We start from the raw sequence: 18144 nt of genomic DNA, 5'->3' as shown, positions 1-18144 counted from the left end.
GGCGGTAAGACGCTTAAGCGTAGGCGTTCACCAAACGGACCGCGCCGCCGTCGACGCCCTTGGCGCCCTGGACGTAGTCCGGACCGGTCTTGTCAATCGAGTCGCTGTTGGACGATACGGTTCCCATAACCCAGGAGGGCAGTCCGCGGTCGTTGAGGCGGGCTACCGCAGCGTCGGCAACCTCGGGGGACACAATGGCGATCATGCCAACGCCGAGGTTCAGTGTGCGCTCCAGGTCAGCCAGGGGAACGTTCCCCAACTCAGAGACCAGCTTGAAGATCGCCGGCAATTCCCACGTGCTGCGGTCAACCGTGGCCACGAGGCCTTGGGGCAGGACGCGGGCCAGGTTGGCGGCCAGGCCACCACCGGTGACGTGGCTGAAGCCGTGCACTGCTGCGCCGCCGCTCAGCGGGAACGCGCGGGTCAGGTCCAGGCAATCGGCCGCGTACACACGCGTGGGTTCCAAGAGCTCTTCACCCAAGGTCCGTCCGAGCTCGGAAACCTGGCGGTCCAGTGCCCAACCGGCGTGGTTGATGACTCGGCGAACCAGGGAGTAGCCGTTGGAGTGCAGGCCCGAGGAGGCCATGCCGATCACGACGTCACCTTCGCGTACGCGGTCCGGGCCGAGCAGCGCGTCAGCTTCCACGACGCCGGTAGCGGCTCCGGCGACGTCGTATTCGTGCTCACCCAGAAGGCCCGGGTGCTCGGCGGTTTCGCCGCCCACAAGGGCAGTACCCGCAACGGAACAAGCCGCAGCGATACCACGGACGATGTCAGCGATGCGCTCCGGAACAACCTTGCCGCAAGCGATGTAGTCAGTCATGTAGAGCGGCTCGGCACCCACCACGACGATGTCATCGACCACCATGCCCACGAGGTCGAAACCTATGGTGTCGTGGATGTCCATGGCCTGTGCGATGGCAACCTTGGTGCCCACGCCGTCCGTGGAGGTAGCCAGCAGCGGCTTCTTAAAGGTCAGCAGCTTGGAGACGTCGTACAGGCCAGCGAAACCGCCGACGCCGCCAATCACCGAGGTGTTGTGGGTCGCCTTGATGGCACCCTTCATCAGTTCGACGGCGCGGTCTCCCGCTTCGACGTCGACACCTGCCGAAGCATAGGTGATGCCGTTCGCGGCGTTTCCAGCGGCAGGGGTTGCGGAGGTCATACGGGCTCTTTCTTGTCGGCGTCGGTCAAACGATCAGCGTCGGTCAGCAGGTTCTCGAATTCAGCGTCCGGTCCCGGATCGCAACCCGTGGCGCCCGGCTTCTCGGCCGGGTCCTCGGAATCGGCAACTTCGTCGCTCGCGGACTCCGCCGGAGCCTGTCCACCCAAATCCGTGCGTTCCAGCAAGTTCTTACCCAGCTTGTCCGCGTGCGGAAGTTCGATGGGGTATTTGCCCGTGAAGCACGCCGTGCACAACCGTTCGCGCGGCTGCTGAGTGGCACCGATCATGCCGTCTTCGGAAATGTAAGCCAGTGAGTCAGCACCGATGGCCTGGGAGATCTCATCGATCGTTGCACCGTTGGCGATCAGCTCTGCACGGGATGCGAAGTCGATGCCGTAGAAGCACGGCCACTGGACTGGAGGAGAAGAAATCTTCACGTGTACCGCGGCGGCACCGGCTTCCCGGAGCATCCGGACGATGGCGCGCTGCGTGTTGCCGCGAACGATCGAGTCATCCACCACAACAATGCGCTTGCCACGGATCACCGATTCCAGGGCGTTGAGCTTGAGGCGAATACCGAGCTGGCGCAGTGTCTGTGAAGGCTGGATGAACGTGCGGCCCACATAGGCGTTCTTCACAAAGCCGTGCGCAAAGGGGATGCCCGATTGCTCAGCGTAGCCAACAGCGGCCGGGGTGCCGGACTCGGGAACGGGAATGACAAGGTCTGCCTCGTGCGTGTTCTCACGGGCCAGCTGGCGGCCCATTTCAACGCGGGCCTCATACACGGAACGGCCAGCAATGGCAGCATCCGGGCGGGCAAGGTAGACGTACTCAAAGACGCAACCCGCAGGAGTCGCCTCGGCGAAGCGCTGCGAACGGACGCCGTCCTCGTCAATGGCAATGAATTCGCCGGGCTCGATCTCGCGGATGAAGCTGGCGCCAACAGTAGCCAGACCCGCCTGCTCGGAAGCGACAACCCATCCCCGTTCCAGGCGGCCGAGGCACAGGGGGCGAATGCCGTACGTGTCCCGGGCGGCGTAGAGGGTTCCTTCGTCCATGAAGACGAAGCAGAATCCACCCTTGATCTTGGGGAGCAGCTCAAGCGCAGTCTGCTCAAGGGTTTTGCCCTCTTCGCCTTCAAGGAGGGCAGTCACCAGTGCCGTGTCCGAGGTGTTGCCCTGCTTCATTTCACCGGTGAGCTGGCCGTCGTTGCGCCCCAGGATCATTTCCCGGAGCTCAGCGGTGTTGGTCAGGTTGCCATTGTGGGCCAAGGCAACGGTGCCCGTCGCGGTCGCACCCAAGGTGGGTTGCGCGTTGGCCCAGTGGCTTGCACCGGTGGTGGAGTACCGGCAATGGCCTACAGCCAAGTGACCGGTGAGGGTATTCAGGGTTGTCTCGTCAAAGACCTGGGACACGAGGCCCATGTCTTTGTAGACATTGATGCGCTTGCCGTCACTGGTAGCAATACCAGCCGACTCTTGTCCGCGGTGCTGCAGCGCATACAGCCCGTAATAGGTGAGTTTTGCTACTTCTTCACCGGGAGCCCAAACCCCGAAGACGCCACAAGCGTCCTGGGGGCCTTTTTCGCCGGGGAGAAGATCATGAGAAAGTTTTCCGTCGCCACGTGCCACTGGTCGATTGTCTCATGTTGTGGCCGTGGTACGTTCCCGCTCAGCTTATGTGACCGCCAAAATAGCCTGTTCGGGCAAAAATGCGGCGAGTTTCACATTCGCACCTGCACCGGATGACCCTTCAGTAGACCTGGTTAGCTGACGCCGTCGTCGTCGGGTCCTGCATCCGGAACCGAATCCGGAACGGCCTCCACGACGGCGCGTTCCGCCCGCTTCACGCTCATCCGGTCCAGGATGAGGGCGAGGATCGAGAAGAGGATGACCCCGCCGCCGATGCAGACGATCAAGAAAAAACCGAAGACCGTGCTTGCATCGTAGGCGGGGTCGGCCGGGCGGCCGTAGGCAATAATCGCGGCGACTATGGCGCCCACCACCGCGCCAAGAATCATGAACGGTACGAACTTGGGCGCCCGGCGAACCGTAATCTCGCGGTGGGCGGTGTTGGGGGTGGTGTCCTCTGAAGCCATGCCTTAAAGCCTACCGTTCAGCTGGTGCCGCCTCGGCGGGGGCCGTTAGCTTCCGCGGTAGGTGGAGAAAGCGAACGGGCTGAGCAGGAGCGGCACGTGGTAGTGCTCACCGGCGTCGGAAACCGTGAAGGTCAAGTCGACCTCCGGAAAGAACGTTTCGGTGCCCAGGGCCTCGTAATACGCGCCGGTGGCGAAGTTCAGGCGGTAGGCGCCGCCAGGAATTCGTTCCGGGCCGAGCGTCTTGATGCGGCCGTCCGCGTCGGTCTCTCCCTTGGCCACCAAAGTCCAGTCGCTGCCCTCGCGCACATAAAGTACGACGGCGACGCCCGCCGCCGGGCGGCCGGAACCTGTGTCCAGGATGTGGGTTGTTACCTGCGAAACGGTCATGCGTTCACTCCTTCGCTGATCAGCCCGGCGAGCCGCAACAATGCGATCTCCCGGAGCTGGCCGGCCACAATGATGTCTTCTTCTTCGGGCGTATGGGAGAGGCGTTCCTGCAGGGCACCCAGGATTTCCTGGGCGCTCCGGCCGGCGGCACGGATCAGGAACACCCTGCCAAACTTTTCTTCGTAAGCCACGTTGCCCTCGGCCAAAGCGGCAGTGGTTCCACTATCTCCGGGGTCCACACCGGCCTGTTCCGAGCGCGACATTGCGGCTTCGGTTGTCTGGGCCTTAGGGCGTTCGCCAATCCGGGGGTGATGGGCCAAAGCCGACTCCACCTCATCCGATGTGAAGGGCTCGGCGGCCTTCCGGGCCTGGGCGAGCAACTCGTCCAGGCTGGCGAACGGACGGGCGTCCACGACGTCGTTGACCCAGCGGCTGATGTCCAGGCAGGGCGTCAGGATCCTGATGGCCTCATCGCGGTCAACACTGTTGAATACTGCAAGCTCCATGCTTGTCATCCTCGTGCAAATGCTGGCATCCATGGTGTTGGCTATGCGGAACTCCAGCTGGCAGCAGGAGGAAGCAGTGACCTCTACTTCCGCATCATGGAACTGTTATTTCAGCATACGTAATAGTCAAGCCGAGGATGAGCCCTGGTGTCAAGAGACTACGTGCTGTGCGTGTCGGGCGCGAACCGTGAGGTAGAGCCGATGGGCGGTGATGACCAAGGCCAGCCATGCGATGCCCAAAGCCCACGCCGCCAGAACGTCGGTCAGCCAGTGATGGCCGAGGTACACCCTGCTCAGCCCGATGGTGATGGCGAACGCCGAGGCGACCAGTATGGTGACTACCCTGGCTCGGGTGGTCTCCAGTCGGAGGATGATGATGTAGGCCACGATGCCGGCGATCACGATCGAATTGAGGGAGTGGCCGCTCGGAAACGACGGCGAGTGCTCGTACGGTGGGACGGCGTCGCTGAGGTTCGGACGGGCGCGGCCAAAGAGTTGCTTGCCCGCAATGGTCATCAGCAAGGAGCCCAGTCCCGCAGTGGCAATCAAGATGACCGGAGTCCAGGATCGCCTGCGCAGGGCCAGCCAAATCATGATGACGACGGCGATGATGGGCATGCCGATGGTGCCGCCGATATCCGTATACGCCGTTACGGCCACATTTAGGGCTGGGGATCTGACGCTCTTGGCGGCGTCCAGCACGGGATGATCCAATCCGGCGACGCCGTCGGCCTCAGTCACTGATTCGTAGACCTCACCGAACACCAAGGCCAAGGCAAGCACCACCGCAAGGCCGACGGCGAGCGTGATGACCAGCGCGGCGTAGGGGCCAAGGAAGGCCGTGATCCGCTGGGCGATTCTGACCATGAATCGGCCGATGGGGGACTTCCAGCGAGTGAGATCCTGCCCGCCGACAAAGCGGTCCTGGTTCACCTCACCACGAACGCCCGTTTCCGGCGTTTTAGGCTCTCGAGCGGTCACTTTTGTCCTTTGCTGGGGGCGGACTCCATATTAGTGAGTAACCTTAGCATTTTGGTCTTGGGGCTTCCTGGGCGGCTCGCCCGACGCTCCTGGCTGGGGCAGAATGGCGTCAACAGCCAAAGGAGTTCCCGATGCCAAACATCCTGACGTCACGGTTCCTGTTCGGTCCGGGGCCGAGCAATTGCTACCCGGAAGCCATGGCCGCTTTGGCATACCCGGTGCTGGGGCACCTCGACCCCGTGTTCATCGAGCGGCTGGACCGGACGTGTGAAGGCCTGCGCGCCGTTTGGGGCACCTCGAACGCCCGCACCCTGCCGTTGAGTGCCACCGGGTCCGGCGGCATGGAGGCAGCTTTCGTGAACTCCGTTTCCGACGGCGACGTGGTAGTCATCGCCGTCAACGGGCTCTTCGGTGAGCGGATGTGCGAGGTTGCCCGGCGCTGCAGGGCCACTGTGGTGCGCGTGGACCACGAGTGGGGCCAACCCGTGGATGCCGAACGAGTGCTTTCAGCGCATCCGAATCCTAAGGTCATAGCCGCCGTCCATGCCGAGACTTCCGTCGGCGTGCTCTCGGATATAGCCGCCCTTGGCGCTGGCAAGGGTGACGCCCTGCTGATCACCGATGCCGTGACGTCCATCGGCGGACTGGAACTGCGCGCAGACGACTGGGGGATCGACGTCGGATATGCAGGGACACAGAAGTGCCTGGGCGTCCCGCCGGGTCTCTCGCCGTTCACGGTGTCCGATCATGCGTTCGAACGTCGGGTGAAGGAGCCGCGATCGTGGTACCTCGATATTGGCCTGCTCGGCGGATACGTCGGAGCCGCGAGCGGTGCCAGGACGTATCATCACACCGCCCCGGTCGCGATGATCGCGGGCCTCGAGGCGGCACTGGACCGGATCCTCGCCGAAGGCCTGGATGTGGTCCAGGCGCGGCATCACGCTGCCGGGACGGCGTTGCAGGATGGGCTGCAGGAGATGGGGCTCGAATTGTTCGCGGCCGAAGGGTCGCGGCTGCCAAGCCTCACCACGGTCAAGGTGCCCGACGGCGTCAGCTCGGCCGCGGTGCGAAGTTATCTTCTGGAGAACTTCAGCATGGAAATTGGCTCGGGGGTTGGCGCGTATGCGGACAGGGTGTGGCGGATCGGCATGATGGGTCCGAACGCCAATCCGGCATCAGTGACCTTGGTGTTGGGCGCCCTGAAAGAGGCCATCGCGAAAGCCTAGGGCTTTTGGTCTCTCTACGAGGGGCAGATAACGAGGTCAGGTGTTGCGGGTCAGGATCCAGGTGTTGGTTCCGTCTTCGCGTTCAAAGGTCACGGTAGTCACCAAGGCCTCGATGAGCGCCAGGCCACGGCCCGACTCTGCATCTGCATCCGGCATGGAAGCCTGCATGTCTTCGGCAAAGGGTTCCCGCGCGTTGAAGGCACTGACACGGGCCACCAGCCGGTTGGGCCGGACGCAGATGTCGACGTCGATCTCCACGGGCTTCTCGGCGACCGGTAGGGCGTGCTGGACGATGTTGGCCGCAGCCTCGATGACGGCTGTGGCAAACGTCATCCTGTCCAAGTCCGGCACGAAGGAGGCGTCTTCCCACAAACCGTCCAACTCGTTGTGGATGGCCTCGATTGCTTCTTCGTTGGACTCGCCCCGGTAGCCGCGGCGGGCGATCACGTCAGTCATCGCCGAACGCCTCTTCAGCCGAGGGGTATGCGGTGAGCACCCGGTCCATGTTGGTCAGTTCCAGCACCATTTTCACCTGCGGCTGCACACCGGCAATGCGCAAGTCCCCGCCGGCTTGGCGAGCGGCTTTGAGGCAACCGATGAGTGCACCGAGCCCGGAGGAATCCAGGAAGTCGGTTTCGGCAAGGTTCACCACAACACGGCTGGAGCCGGCCGCCACAACTTCCGCCACGACTTCGCGGAGTTTGGGCGCAGCCACCATGTTCAGCCGGCCCACGCTCTTCACCTCCGCGTAGGAGTCTTTGACCTCATAGCTAAACGGCATCTGCATTCCTCTCGTCAGGACCTTCAACGTTGACCAAGTCTTCGGGAACGAACCCCTTGTACAAAACTGCTTTGACCAGCACGCTCAAAACCACGATGTCGTACGTTACCCACGCCACGTTCACCAGCGTGCCCAAAGGCTCCGAGAGCCCCGTCAGCAGCCGGGCGATTCCCGTCACCATTGCTACGGCCAGCAGCACGCCCACAATGATCTGGGGGCGGATGAGGCTCCAGCTGGGCCCACCGCTCTGCCGTGCCTTGGGGGTGACAGCGAACCCGAGCGGGCGGCCGAACCAGACGTTACGTGCCGCCGTCGTACATGCTTTGATCCAGGTGGGGAACAACGCAAGGCTGTACTGCTGGCCGCGCCACGTGGGAATGCCGTGGCCTGCCACCACGAACAGGAGCTGGTTGACCACCATGAACGGGATGAAACGGATGAAGAAGTCGTAACTGAGGCTGCTGACCGGAAGGATGCCGAGCGTCAGGTAGATGATCGGCGCTGTGAAGTACACGACGGCGGCGAAGCCGCTCAGATAGCTCCACATGGTGGAGAAGTACATGAGCCGTTGGCCCCAGGACATGCGGCGCTGAACCAACGGATTTTCACGCAGCAGGACCTGCATGGTGCCCTGGGCCCAACGGAGCCGTTGGGTCAACATGGTCTTCAAGTCCTCGGGCGCCAGGCCGTTGGCGAGGATTTCGTGGTGGTACACGCTCTTCCAGCCGAGCCCGTGCAGGCGCATGGAGGTAGCCATGTCTTCGGTCACCGAGATGGTGGCCAGTGGCATGATGGGCTGGGCTTCGTCCATTCGTTCCACGGAGATGGCGGCGAGGATGGCGTGCACGGATTCGAGCGCGCCCAACGGAGACCAATCGCGTCCGGACATCAGGTCGACGGCGTCACTGGCCACAGTGGTGACGCCTCCCTCGCCGACTTGGGCCAGTTCCATGGCGGCGATCTCGTCCAAGTCCGATTGCAGGGCGGAGAAGTCGGCAGCCACGAGGGTGCGGACTGCCTCATCGACCTTCCGACGCACGCGGTATGTGATCTCGCTTAGGGACGCACCGGCTTTGAGCTCCTGCTGTGCCGACTCCGTTGCGGCCTCCACTTGCGTGAGCATCTCCGCCACCAGCGGATTCTCTGCTTCCGTGGACCTGCGGGCCTTTTTGATGGCTGAGCGGGAAGCCGCGAGTGCACGCCGGACGCTCTTCTCGGTGGCTTGGACGTAACCCACCAAGCCCAATTGCATGAGCCCTTCCCGGCGCAAGATCGCGTTGGAGCCGCAGAAGAACGCCGCGTTCCAGCCGTCCTTGCCTTGCTGGATCGGGCCGTAGAACAGGGGAGCCTGGCTGCCGAGGGGATCGTCGGCCGGGACGTTGATGAAGTACTGCGGCGTCTGTACCAGCGCCACGCGGTCATCGTTGAAGTAGCCCAGGGTCTTGTCCAGGATGTCCGGCTCGGGGATCTGGTCGGCGTCGAGGATCAACAGGTATTCACCGGAGGTGACCATGAGCGCGTTGTTCAGGTTGCCGGCCTTGGCGTGCCGGGGCATATCCGGGGTCCAGTCAGCGCCTCGCGTCACGTAACCGATGCCGTTCGACTCGGCTAGTTCGCGCATCTCCGGGCGGTTGCCGTCGTCGAGAATCCACGTGCTGTGCGGCCACCGGATGTTCTTGGCAGCCAGCGCCGTGGTCATTACCAGGTCCAGCGGCTCGTTGTAGGTGGTGATGAAGACGTCCACCGTGGCCGTCTCCGGGGGCGCAGGTGGCGGCTTGCGGATCTTCAGGTTCCACACGGTCAAGCCGAAGAGCATGACGTCGATGAGGCTGTAGGTCTCGGCGATCACCAAAGGAACGGCGATCCACCAGGCGTCCCAGTTCAGCGAGGCAAACCAGCGCCAGGCCACATAGTTGAGGCCCAGGATGACCGTGAGGACAACGAAGAGGCGGGTCCAGAAGCGCGTCACAGTTCCCCTTCCGCGCGGCTCAGCGTTGACGGCGAACGACGACGGCGGTGACGTCGTCTTCCGCCGTTGCCGCTGGCGCCAGTTCGAGCAGGGCAGCGCACACGTCCTCGGAGGTGGTTCCCTCGCGAGCCACTTTCTCGACGTTCATGACAAAGTCATCCAGCGAGTTATGGGCATCCAGGACACCGTCACTGACGATCACCAAGGAATCACCGGGACCGAGTTCGAGTTCAGCAGCCGGCCAGTGCTGGTCCTCGAGTATCCCCACGGGAGGGCCAGCTGAAACGAGTCGCTGCGCGGCGCCGTCGGCAGGAACATACAGCCCCAGTCCATGACCGGCGTCGATATAACTGAGTGTGCCGGATGCGCTCTCCAGCCTCGCATGGAACATGGTGACGAAGGAGCCGGACTGATCCAGGTCCGAGGTAATGGTGGCCCCTGCCGACTCGAACGCGTCATCGAGGACGGGAGTATCGGCGACCGAGCGCATGACGGCCCGGACGGTGGCGGCGATGAGCGCCGCGCCCATCCCCTTGCCCATCGCGTCGGCGAAGGTCAGGTGCATGCCGGTGGGGGTCTGATACCAGTCGTAGAAGTCCCCGCCTACGCTGCGCGATGGCCGGAAGGCACCGGCGACGTCGTACCCGTCCAGACGCACCGTCTCCCGGGGGAGCAAGCTTTGCTGGACGACGGCGGCGCGGGCGAGTTCGTCGCTCTGGCGCTGATTCTCGGCCGGCGCGGCAGGGGTGCGCGCCCGGCGGAACAGGGCACGGATGCGGGCCTGGACTTCCTTGGGGCTGAAGGGCTTGCTGATGTAATCGTCAGCGCCGGTGTCCAAGCCGTTCAGTCGGTCGATCTCGTCCGCGCGGGCGGTGAGCATCAGGATGTACGCGTCCGAGAATTCCCGCAGGCGGCGGCAGACTTCCATCCCATCGATGTCCGGAAGATTGACGTCCAGGGTGACGAGTTCGGCATTGGTGTTGCGGACAGCTTCGACGCCGGACAGGCCGTCAGCTGCTTCCGTGACCACAAAGTCGAGTTGCGTGAGGACTACAACGAGGAGTCCGCGGATGTCGGCGTCGTCTTCGATGACTACTGCGTGGCGCACTGGTGTGGGGGAGACCATGGATCCATTAACTAATGACGCTGAGGGTTTTGTCACGTTTAGTCACGAGACATGTAACGCCCGCTCACATTTGCGAGCGGGCGTTACAGGAAATGTGCAGTTATACGGAGAGGGCTAGACGCCGAGCTCTTCCTTGAGCGCTTGGACATGGCCCTTGGCGCTGACCTGGTATTGGGTGAGCTTCACTGTGCCTTCGCCGTCGAGCACCACGGTGGAGCGGACCAGGCCTTCGACGATCTCGCCGTCTACCAGCTTCTCGCCCCACGCACCGTATGCGCGGGCCACGGCGTGGTCTTCATCGGAGAGCAGCGGGAACGTGAGGGCGAATTCGCCCGTGAACTTGGCGAGGGCTTCAGGGGCGTCCGGGGAAATCCCGATGACGTCGTAGCCGTTTCCCTGCAAGCTGGCGAGGTTGTCGCGGAAATCGCAGGCCTCGGTGGTGCAGCCCGGGGTTGCAGCCTTGGGGTAGAAGTAGACGATGACGTTGCGTCCGCGGTAATCGGACAGCGAGACCTTGGTGCCGTCGGCGTCGAGAAGCGCGAAATCAGGTGCTTGCGTTCCGACGAGGAGTTTGTGGGTCATGGCGATCCTTTACATTCAACCGGTGTGCACCGGCGGTTATTCAAACAACAGCGATCTTTCACAGTGCGGAGCTCTGACTTCCTATAACAACGGCGTCAGATGCTGTATTCCGCAGGTCCGCGCACGGTGGCATAGGGGCCTGGCACGAACTGGTAGCCGCCACCACGGACGGTGGAGACCGTGTGGCGGGCACTTCCGAGCTTCCGCCGCACTCTTCCAACATAAACGTCGATCGAGCGAAATGCCGCGCCGGGAAGGTCAAATGACTCCAAGAAGCGTTGCAATTCTTCACGACTTATGGCCCGTGAGCAGTTCACCACCAGGTAGCGCAGCAGCTTGTATTCCATGCCAGTAAAGGCAACGGGCTCGCCGTCGAGCAGTACTACTTCAGCGGCGAGGTCGATTGCAACTTGGCTGCGACGGGCTGCCAACGTTACGGGCTCGACGGCGGTGCTAGCGCCAGCGGCGTCGCCTTCAGCCAGGGCATCCGCAAGCGTCACGCTGCCCGGCCCCGAAAGGTGGTTACCGGCGTCGGCGGCTTCCTGTGGAGTGCCGCACCAGGAAGTGTCACCGACGCCGGAGTGCTCTGCCCCGGTGGCGGGCCAGATGCGGACTTCCGCCTCCGGGGCAAGTTTCATGGCGCGGGCCAGCACCAAGCGCGCCGCCCGCTCCCAGACCTCAGGGTCGAGCTCGTCGCCCTCGGCAGGGTTGACCCACAGCGCCAGGCCTCTCGCGCTCAGGCCCGGTCTGCTCAGGTCATTCGTGCTCAGGCTGGTGCCACGCCGCGCGGCGGAACCGCGTGCTGCGGGTCCTCGCGAGGGCGGCGGCCCGTAAGCATTCACTGCCATGGCAGTGGGCCTACACGTTACCGCGGCGGAGCAGTTTGCCGCCGGGGTTCTGGCCGTCGATCGGGGTGCCGCGCAGGTAGGTTTTGCGGACGACGCCGGCCAGCGGACGGCCGTCGTACGGCGTGATCGGGTTCTTGTGCTTGAGCTTGGTGACGTCCACCACGAATGCCTCATCCGGGGCGAAGATGGAGAAGTCGGCGTCGTAGCCCAGGGCGAGCTGTCCCTTGGTTTGCAGCCGGGCCAGTGCGGCGGGCTTCTCGGACATCCACGAGACCACCTGTTCCAGCGGGATTCCGCGGTGGCGGGCTTCAGTCCAGATCAGGGACAAGCCCAGCTGCAGGGAGGAAACGCCGCCCCACGCCACGGCGAAGTCGCCGTTTTCCAGGTCCTTCAGGTCCAAGGTGGAGGGGGAGTGGTCCGAGACGATGCAGTCGATGGTGCCATCCTGCAGGCCCTTCCACAGGAGCTCCCGGTTGGAGGCTTCGCGGATGGGCGGGCAGCACTTGTAGGCCGTGGCGCCGTCCGGGATTTCCTCGGCCATCAGCGTCAGGTAGTGCGGGCACGTTTCAACGGTGAGGTTGACGCCGTCGCGCTTTGCGGAGGCGATCATCGGCAGCGCGTCCGAGGAGGAGAGGTGCAGGATGTGGGCGCGGGCGCCGGTCCAGCGTGCGCGTTCGATGACCTCGGCAATGGCCTTGTTCTCGGCGCCGCGGGGGCGGGAGGCGAGGAAGGTTTCGTAGTGGTCGCCGCCCGGGTGCGGTGCGCGGTCGATCGCGTGGGAGTCCTCCGCGTGCACGATCATCAGGGAGTCGAAGGACTTGAGCTCAGCCATGTCCTCTTCCATCTCGTCCGCTTCCAAGTGCGGGAATTCGTCCACGCCGGAGTGCAGGAGGAAACACTTGAAGCCGAACACGCCTTCATCGTGCAGCGGGCGGAGATCCTTCTTGTTGCCGGGGATGGCGCCGCCCCAGAATCCGACGTCCACGAACGCCTGGTCCTTGGCCACCACGCGCTTCTGCTCCAGGCCGTCAACGCTGGTGGTGGGAGGGATGGAGTTCAGCGGCATGTCGATGATGGTGGTGACGCCGCCGGCTGCTGCGGCGCGGGTGGCCGAAGCGAAGCCTTCCCACTCGGTGCGGCCGGGCTCGTTGACGTGGACGTGGGTGTCCACCAGGCCGGGAATGAGGGTTTCGTCGTCTGCGAGTTCGATGACCTCGTTGCCGGTCAGTCCGTTGCCGAGGGGTTCGATCGCGACGATAACGCCATCGCGAATGCCGACTTCGCGGGCAGTGATGCCGGCGGTGGTCAGGATGCGCTGGCCCCGGATAACGAGGTCATAGGCGCCGATTGCTTCAGACATTGAGGTACTCCTTGTTTTCGGTCCGTTCCGCCAGGTACACGCCTATGTGCTTACCTAATTGTTCAAGCAGCGGACCTGCTTGGGCGATACATTGTTGGACGTCTTTTTCCAGATCGGTCAGGGCATGGACCGTGTGGAAGCCGGCGTCGGTGAGTTGTTCCCGGCTCAGGGTACTCCGGCCGCACACCGCGATCACGGGAACCCCGTTCCGTTGCGCCGCCCGCGAGACACCCATGGGCGTCTTGCCGAGCAGGCTTTGTTCATCCAGGCTGCCTTCGCCGGTGATGACCAGATCGGCGCCCTTCAGCCTCTCTTCGAGGTCAGTGAATTCAAGCACGACGTCGATGCCCGGCCGCCGCTCGGCCTTCAGTGCCGCGATGGCGATGTAGCCCACGCCGCCCGCTGCTCCGGCGCCCTCGGCCTTGGCTGCGAACTTTGCTTGTTGGCCGGTTGTTGCCGCGAGGACGTCCACGAAGTGGCTCAGCGCCGCGTCCAGCTCGGCGACGTCGTCCGGCGTCGCACCCTTCTGTGGACCGAAGATGGCTGGGGCTCCGCTGGCCCCCAACAGGGGATTGTCGACGTCGGACGCCAACACGAATTCTGTTGCTTCGAAGCGGACGTCGAAGTTGGAGAAGTCGATGGTTTCCAGCCTTGCGAGGGCAGCGCCGCCGCCGGGGAGTTCGCTGCCGTCCTTGTCCAGGAAGACTGCCCCGAGGCCCTGGAGGACTCCCGCGCCGGCGTCGGTGTTGGCGCTGCCGCCCACACCCAGGATGATCTTGCGACAGCCGAGGTCCAGCGCGGCGCGGATGAGTTCGCCGGTTCCAAGGCTTGTTGCGTTCTTGGCGGTTTCGCGGGTTGGCCCCTCGGGGAGGAGGGCGAGACCGGAAGCTGCCGCCATTTCGATGACAGCTTCCTGCTCCCGGACCGCGAAGTCCGCTTGCACGGGTTCGCCGAGCGGGCCGGTGACGGTGGTGGTCCGGCGGGTGAAGCCGGAACCGATCGCGGCGTCGATGGTTCCTTCGCCGCCGTCGGCCACCGGAATGTGTGTTGCCTCCAAACCTTGCCCGAACCCCGCCAGCAGGCCTGTTGCCAGGTGCTTGGCGACGTCGGGCGCGGACAGCGAGCCCTTGAATTTGTCCGGGGCGATGACAACACGCATTCCGGTGCCTCCCTTCTTAGTGTTACTTACGCTTTGGTGAGGATCGCGGTGGGGGCGTCCTCAGCGGACTCAGCCAGCTCTTCGAACTCGTTCACGCCGTTGATCTCAACGCCCATGGAGATGTTGGTGATCTTTTCCAAGATCACTTCAACAACCACGGGAACCTTGAACTCGCCCATCAGTGCCTTGGCCTTGTCGAAGGCGGCAGGCAGGTCGTCCGGGTTCTCAACGCGGATGGCCTTGCAGCCCAAGCCCTCGGCAACCTTGATGTGGTCAACGCCGTAGCCGTTTGTCTCCGGGGAGTTGATGTTTTCGAAGGCCAGGGAAACGTTCTGCTCCATGTTGAAGCCGCGCTGGCTCTGACGGATCAGGCCCAGGTAGCTGTTGTTCACCACCACGTGGATGTAGGGCAGGTTGAACTGTGCGCCTACGGCCAGTTCCTCGATCATGAACTGGAAGTCGTAGTCACCGGACAAGGCAACAACCGTCGCGTCCGGGGTGCCACGAACCACGCCGAGGGCTGCGGGACCGGTCCAACCCAGCGGACCGGCCTGGCCTGCGTTGATCCACTTGCGGGCACCGAAGACATGCAACATCTGGGCGCCGGCAATCTGCGACAGGCCAATGGTGGACACGTAGGTGGTGTCGCGGCCGAACGCTTTGTTCATCTCCTGGTACACGCGCTGCGGCTTGATGGGCACGTTGCTGAAGTTGGTCTTGCGGTGCAGCGAGCCCTTGCGTTCCTGGCACTCCGTAACCCAGCCCGAGTAGTCCGGCAGGGTCTTTGCTGCCTGGCGCTCACGGGCCAGCTCCAACAGACCGTCCAGCGCCGCACCGGCGTCGGACGCTATGCCCAAGTCCGGGGAGAAAACGCGACCGATCTGCGTCGGCTCGATGTCGATGTGCACGAACTTACGGCCGGCCGTGTAGGTGTCCAGGCCACCGGTGTGGCGGTTGGCCCAACGGTTGCCGATGCCGATCACGAAGTCGCTCTGCAGGAAGGTCTCGTTGCCGTAGCGGTGCGAGGTCTGCAGGCCGACCATGCCGGCCATGAGCTGGTGGTCGTCCGGGATGGCGCCCCAGCCCATCAGAGTGGGGATAACCGGAACGTTCAGGATCTCGGCCAGCTCAACCAGCTGTGCCGAAGCGCCGGCGTTGATGATGCCGCCACCGGCGACGATCAACGGGCGCTTGGCCGCGGTCAGCAGGTCCAGGGCCTTTTCGAGCTGCTTGCGGGAAGCCTTGGGCTTCTCCACCGGCAGGGGCTCGTAGGCGTCGATGTCGAACTCGATCTCGGCCATCTGAACGTCGATGGGCAGGTCCAGCAGAACCGGACCCGGGCGACCCGAACGCATCAACTGGAACGCCTTCTGGAAAGCGCCGGGAACCTGGCCCGGTTCCAGGATGGTCATCGCGAACTTGGTGAGCGGCTTGGCGATGGACTCGATGTCCACAGCCTGGAAGTCTTCCTTGTGCAGCTTGGCAACGGGTGCCTGGCCGGTGATGCAGAGCAGGGGGATCGAGTCAGCCTGGGCTGCGTACAGACCAGTGATCATGTCCGTGCCTGCAGGGCCAGACGTGCCGATGCAGATACCGATGTTGCCATCAGCTGCGCGGCTGTAACCGTCGGCCATGTGGCTGGCGCCTTCAACGTGGCGGGCCAGCGTGTGGCGGATGCCGCCGTGGGCGCGCATTGCTGAGTAGAACGGGTTGATGGCTGCGCCTGGCAGGCCGAACGCCTCGGTGGCGCCCTCCTTTTCCAGGATGGCTACTGCCGCATCAACTGTGCGCATCTTTGCCATGGTGTACTCCTTGAAAGTCTGTTTTTGGGTGTGGTGAGGGAGCCGCCGTCGTTATTTATGTACGACGGCGGGTTCCCTGCTGTGTGTTGCTTGGTTGCCTTTGGGCTTATTTACGGCCGCTGAGCTGAAGGACCTGCTTGAAGAGGCCCGAGTGGTCCAGGCCGCCGTCGCCCTGGTTGACGGTTGCGGCGACAAGTTGCGCGACGACGGCGCCGAGCGGGACAGCGACGTTGGCTTCGCGGGCTGCGGAGGTGACGATGCCGAGGTCCTTGTGGTGGAGGGCCAAGCGGAAGCCGGGGTCGAAGTTGCGGTCGAGCATCTTCTGGCCCTTCTGGTCCAGGACCTTGGAGCCGGCCAAGCCGCCGCCGAGGACCTTCAGTGCTGCGTCGGTGTCTACGCCGTAAGCCTCGAGGAAGGCGATGGCCTCGCCGAGGACCTGGATGTTGACGGCCACGATCAGCTGGTTGGCTGCCTTGACGGTCTGGCCGGAGCCGGCTGGGCCGACGTGGACGATGGTTTTGCCCACTGCGTTGAGGACATCCTGTGCTGCCTCGAAGTCTTCGGCGGCGCCGCCGACCATGATGGACAGGACGGCGTCGATGGCGCCCTGCTCACCACCGGACACGGGAGCGTCGAGCGGGCGGATGCCTGCTTCCACGGCTTCTTCGGAGAGGCGCTTGGCGACGTCCGGGCGGATGCTGGATGCGTCGATCCAGAGGGTGCCCTTCTTCGCGTTGGCGAAGACGCCGTCCTTGCCGCTGACTACACCCTCAACATCGGGGGAGTCCGGGACCATGGTGATGACGACGTCGGCGTCCTTGACTGCGTCCGCGATGCTGCTGGCACCCTGGCCGCCCTCGGAGACGAGTTTGTCGATCTTGTCCTGGCTGCGGTTGAAACCGGTGACCGTGTGGCCGGCCTTGACGAGGTTGATGGCCATGGGGAGGCCCATGATTCCGAGTCCGATGACTGCAACGTTGCTCATTGTGGTTCTCTTTCTGGGGAAGTCTTTTTAGCTCAGGTGTGCTGGGTGCTAGTTGGCGTTGGCGCGCTGGCGGATGGCCCAGCTGAAAGCCGATTCCTGCGGTTCCTTGTACTCGAGGCCGATGTAGCCGTCGTAGCCGAGTTCGCGGCTGCGGGCGATCCATTCGCCGAGGGGGAGGGTGCCGGTTCCGGGGGCGCCGCGGCCGGGGTTGTCGGCGATCTGGATGTGGCCGAAGTCCTTGGCGTGGTTCTCGATGACGGATTCGACGTCGTCGCCGTTGACCGCCAGGTGGTAGAAGTCGGCGAGGAGTTTGATGTTCTGTGCGCCGGATTCTGCCTTGACGCGGGCGATGACCTTGAGTGCGTCTTCGGCGGTGAGGAGCGGGTACTTGGGTGCGCCGCTGACCGGTTCGAGGAGGACGGTGCCGCCAATGCGGGCGACGCCTTCCGCTGCTGCGGCGAGGTTCTTGGCGGCGAGTTCGTCCTGCTCTTCAGGGGTGAATTCGTCCTGGCGGTTGCCGTAGAGGGCGTTGAAGGCCTTGCAGCCCAAGCGGTCACCGATGCCGGCTACGACGTCGATGTTGTCCTTGAACTCGGAGCAACGGCCCTTCCAGGAAACCAGGCCACGGTCGCCGCCGGGCATGTTGCCGGCGTTGAAGTTTAGGCCAGTGAGCTGAACGTCGGCGTCCTTGATAGCTGTTTCAAACTCGGTTGTCTCTTTGTCGGTGGGAACCGAAGTGGCGAAGGGCCACCAGAACTCGACGGCGTCAAAACCGGCTGCCTTCGCGGCGGCGGGGCGCTCGAGCAAGGGCAGCTCCGTCAGGAGGATGGAGCAGTTCACTGTGTACGTCATCGTAGGTCCTTCCGAGGAGGGGCTTGGATCTATCCTCCGTTGCTTGGCTGCTGCCTTGGTGCTTGGCTTCAGTTTCCGCTTTGTGGAATTTAGATTCTGCTTTATGAAAAGTTTAGGGAAGGCGGGGGTGGGAGTCAAGGGGGTGGGTGAGGAGGTGGGTGTTTGGGGTACGGGAGGGCGCCGGGGCAGTCAACATTCCACGGCGGAAATCCATGGGCTGTTCAAGGCAGCCGAGAGTGGGTTGGGGTCGTCAAGGACGCGCCGTCGTTCGCCGTGATCCGCTGCCGAAGCCGACTAGTGGTGCCCGTTGAGGCATG

The 18144-nt window shown here is 63.7% G+C and carries 17 protein-coding genes and 1 pseudogene; 1 reads left to right on the top strand and 17 read right to left on the bottom strand.

All coding sequences use genetic code 11. The features are described from left to right. Positions 1–13: 13 nt before the first annotated feature. The 6 genes from purM to QRN42_RS03520 all read right to left on the bottom strand — a co-directional run bounded on the left by purM (position 14) and on the right by QRN42_RS03520 (position 5137). Complete coding sequence (gene purM / locus QRN42_RS03545; protein WP_284978112.1) at positions 14–1165, bottom strand: phosphoribosylformylglycinamidine cyclo-ligase; 1152 nt, start codon at positions 1163–1165, stop codon at positions 14–16. After that, complete coding sequence (gene purF, locus QRN42_RS03540; RefSeq protein ID WP_284978111.1) at positions 1162–2796, bottom strand: amidophosphoribosyltransferase; 1635 nt, start codon at positions 2794–2796, stop codon at positions 1162–1164. Before purF ends, purM begins: the two co-directional genes overlap by 4 nt. A gap of 134 nt (positions 2797–2930) precedes the next feature. Further along, a complete protein-coding gene (locus QRN42_RS03535; RefSeq protein WP_284978110.1) occupies positions 2931–3263 on the bottom strand; it encodes a hypothetical protein in 333 nt (110 codons plus the stop codon). 45 nt (positions 3264–3308) lie between these two features. Then, the gene (uraH, locus tag QRN42_RS03530; RefSeq protein ID WP_284978109.1) at positions 3309–3650 is read right to left on the bottom strand and encodes a hydroxyisourate hydrolase; all 342 of its coding nucleotides are present in this window, start codon (positions 3648–3650) and stop codon (positions 3309–3311) included. Further along, positions 3647–4156: a 2-oxo-4-hydroxy-4-carboxy-5-ureidoimidazoline decarboxylase gene (gene uraD, locus QRN42_RS03525; protein WP_284978108.1), complete on the bottom strand. Its 510-nt coding sequence runs from the start codon at positions 4154–4156 to the stop codon at positions 3647–3649. Before uraD ends, uraH begins: the two co-directional genes overlap by 4 nt. A 150-nt stretch (positions 4157–4306) precedes the next feature. Further along, positions 4307–5137 (bottom strand): phosphatase PAP2 family protein, encoded by an 831-nt coding sequence (locus QRN42_RS03520; protein ID WP_284978107.1) that lies wholly within the window; start codon positions 5135–5137, stop codon positions 4307–4309. A gap of 131 nt (positions 5138–5268) precedes the next feature. Between QRN42_RS03520 and QRN42_RS03515 the strand changes: the two genes are divergently transcribed. Continuing rightward, positions 5269–6363, top strand: coding sequence for a pyridoxal-phosphate-dependent aminotransferase family protein (locus tag QRN42_RS03515; protein ID WP_284978106.1), 1095 nt, complete (start codon positions 5269–5271; stop codon positions 6361–6363). A 36-nt stretch (positions 6364–6399) separates the two neighbouring features. On the opposite strand, the gene QRN42_RS03510 is transcribed toward QRN42_RS03515, so the two are convergent. The 11 genes and pseudogenes from QRN42_RS03510 to QRN42_RS03460 form a co-directional block, all read right to left on the bottom strand. Beyond that, positions 6400–6819 carry an ATP-binding protein gene (locus QRN42_RS03510; protein ID WP_284978105.1) on the bottom strand — a complete coding sequence of 140 codons (420 nt, stop codon included), beginning with the start codon at positions 6817–6819 and terminating at the stop codon, positions 6400–6402. Further along, positions 6812–7144 (bottom strand): STAS domain-containing protein, encoded by a 333-nt coding sequence (locus QRN42_RS03505; protein ID WP_284978104.1) that lies wholly within the window; start codon positions 7142–7144, stop codon positions 6812–6814. The genes QRN42_RS03510 and QRN42_RS03505 overlap by 8 nt, the downstream gene beginning before the upstream one ends. Then, a complete protein-coding gene (locus QRN42_RS03500) occupies positions 7134–9113 on the bottom strand; it encodes a glycosyltransferase family 2 protein (RefSeq protein ID WP_284978103.1) in 1980 nt (659 codons plus the stop codon). Before QRN42_RS03500 ends, QRN42_RS03505 begins: the two co-directional genes overlap by 11 nt. Before the next feature lie 19 nt (positions 9114–9132). Continuing rightward, positions 9133–10239 (bottom strand): PP2C family protein-serine/threonine phosphatase, encoded by a 1107-nt coding sequence (locus tag QRN42_RS03495; RefSeq protein ID WP_284978102.1) that lies wholly within the window; start codon positions 10237–10239, stop codon positions 9133–9135. Between the two features lie 114 nt (positions 10240–10353). Then, positions 10354–10821, bottom strand: a complete 468-nt coding sequence (gene bcp / locus QRN42_RS03490; RefSeq protein WP_284975131.1) for a thioredoxin-dependent thiol peroxidase — start codon at positions 10819–10821, stop codon at positions 10354–10356. Positions 10822–10916: 95 nt separating this feature from the next. Beyond that, positions 10917–11669 (bottom strand): winged helix-turn-helix domain-containing protein, encoded by a 753-nt coding sequence (locus QRN42_RS03485; RefSeq protein WP_284978101.1) that lies wholly within the window; start codon positions 11667–11669, stop codon positions 10917–10919. 10 nt (positions 11670–11679) lie between these two features. Then, positions 11680–13029, bottom strand: coding sequence for an allantoinase AllB (gene allB, locus QRN42_RS03480; protein ID WP_284975129.1), 1350 nt, complete (start codon positions 13027–13029; stop codon positions 11680–11682). Next, on the bottom strand, positions 13022–14188 hold the full coding sequence (locus QRN42_RS03475; RefSeq protein ID WP_284978100.1) for a glycerate kinase: 1167 nt from the start codon (positions 14186–14188) through the stop codon (positions 13022–13024). The genes allB and QRN42_RS03475 overlap by 8 nt, the downstream gene beginning before the upstream one ends. 26 nt (positions 14189–14214) lie before the next feature. Further along, complete coding sequence (gene gcl / locus QRN42_RS03470) at positions 14215–15990, bottom strand: glyoxylate carboligase (RefSeq protein ID WP_284978099.1); 1776 nt, start codon at positions 15988–15990, stop codon at positions 14215–14217. A 106-nt stretch (positions 15991–16096) separates the two neighbouring features. Beyond that, positions 16097–16981, bottom strand: a pseudogene (locus tag QRN42_RS03465) (2-hydroxy-3-oxopropionate reductase); the annotation flags it as partial. A gap of 42 nt (positions 16982–17023) precedes the next feature. Continuing rightward, positions 17024–17827, bottom strand: a complete 804-nt coding sequence (locus QRN42_RS03460) for a hydroxypyruvate isomerase family protein (RefSeq protein WP_284978097.1) — start codon at positions 17825–17827, stop codon at positions 17024–17026. Positions 17828–18144: the final 317 nt, after the last annotated feature.

The organism is Arthrobacter sp. fls2-241-R2A-200 (assembly GCF_030209745.1).
In the GTDB taxonomy this organism is placed as follows: Bacteria; Actinomycetota; Actinomycetes; order Actinomycetales; family Micrococcaceae; genus Arthrobacter.
The sequence above is the reverse complement of the archived record's forward strand: the minus strand, read 5'-3'. Positions and strand labels throughout refer to the sequence as shown.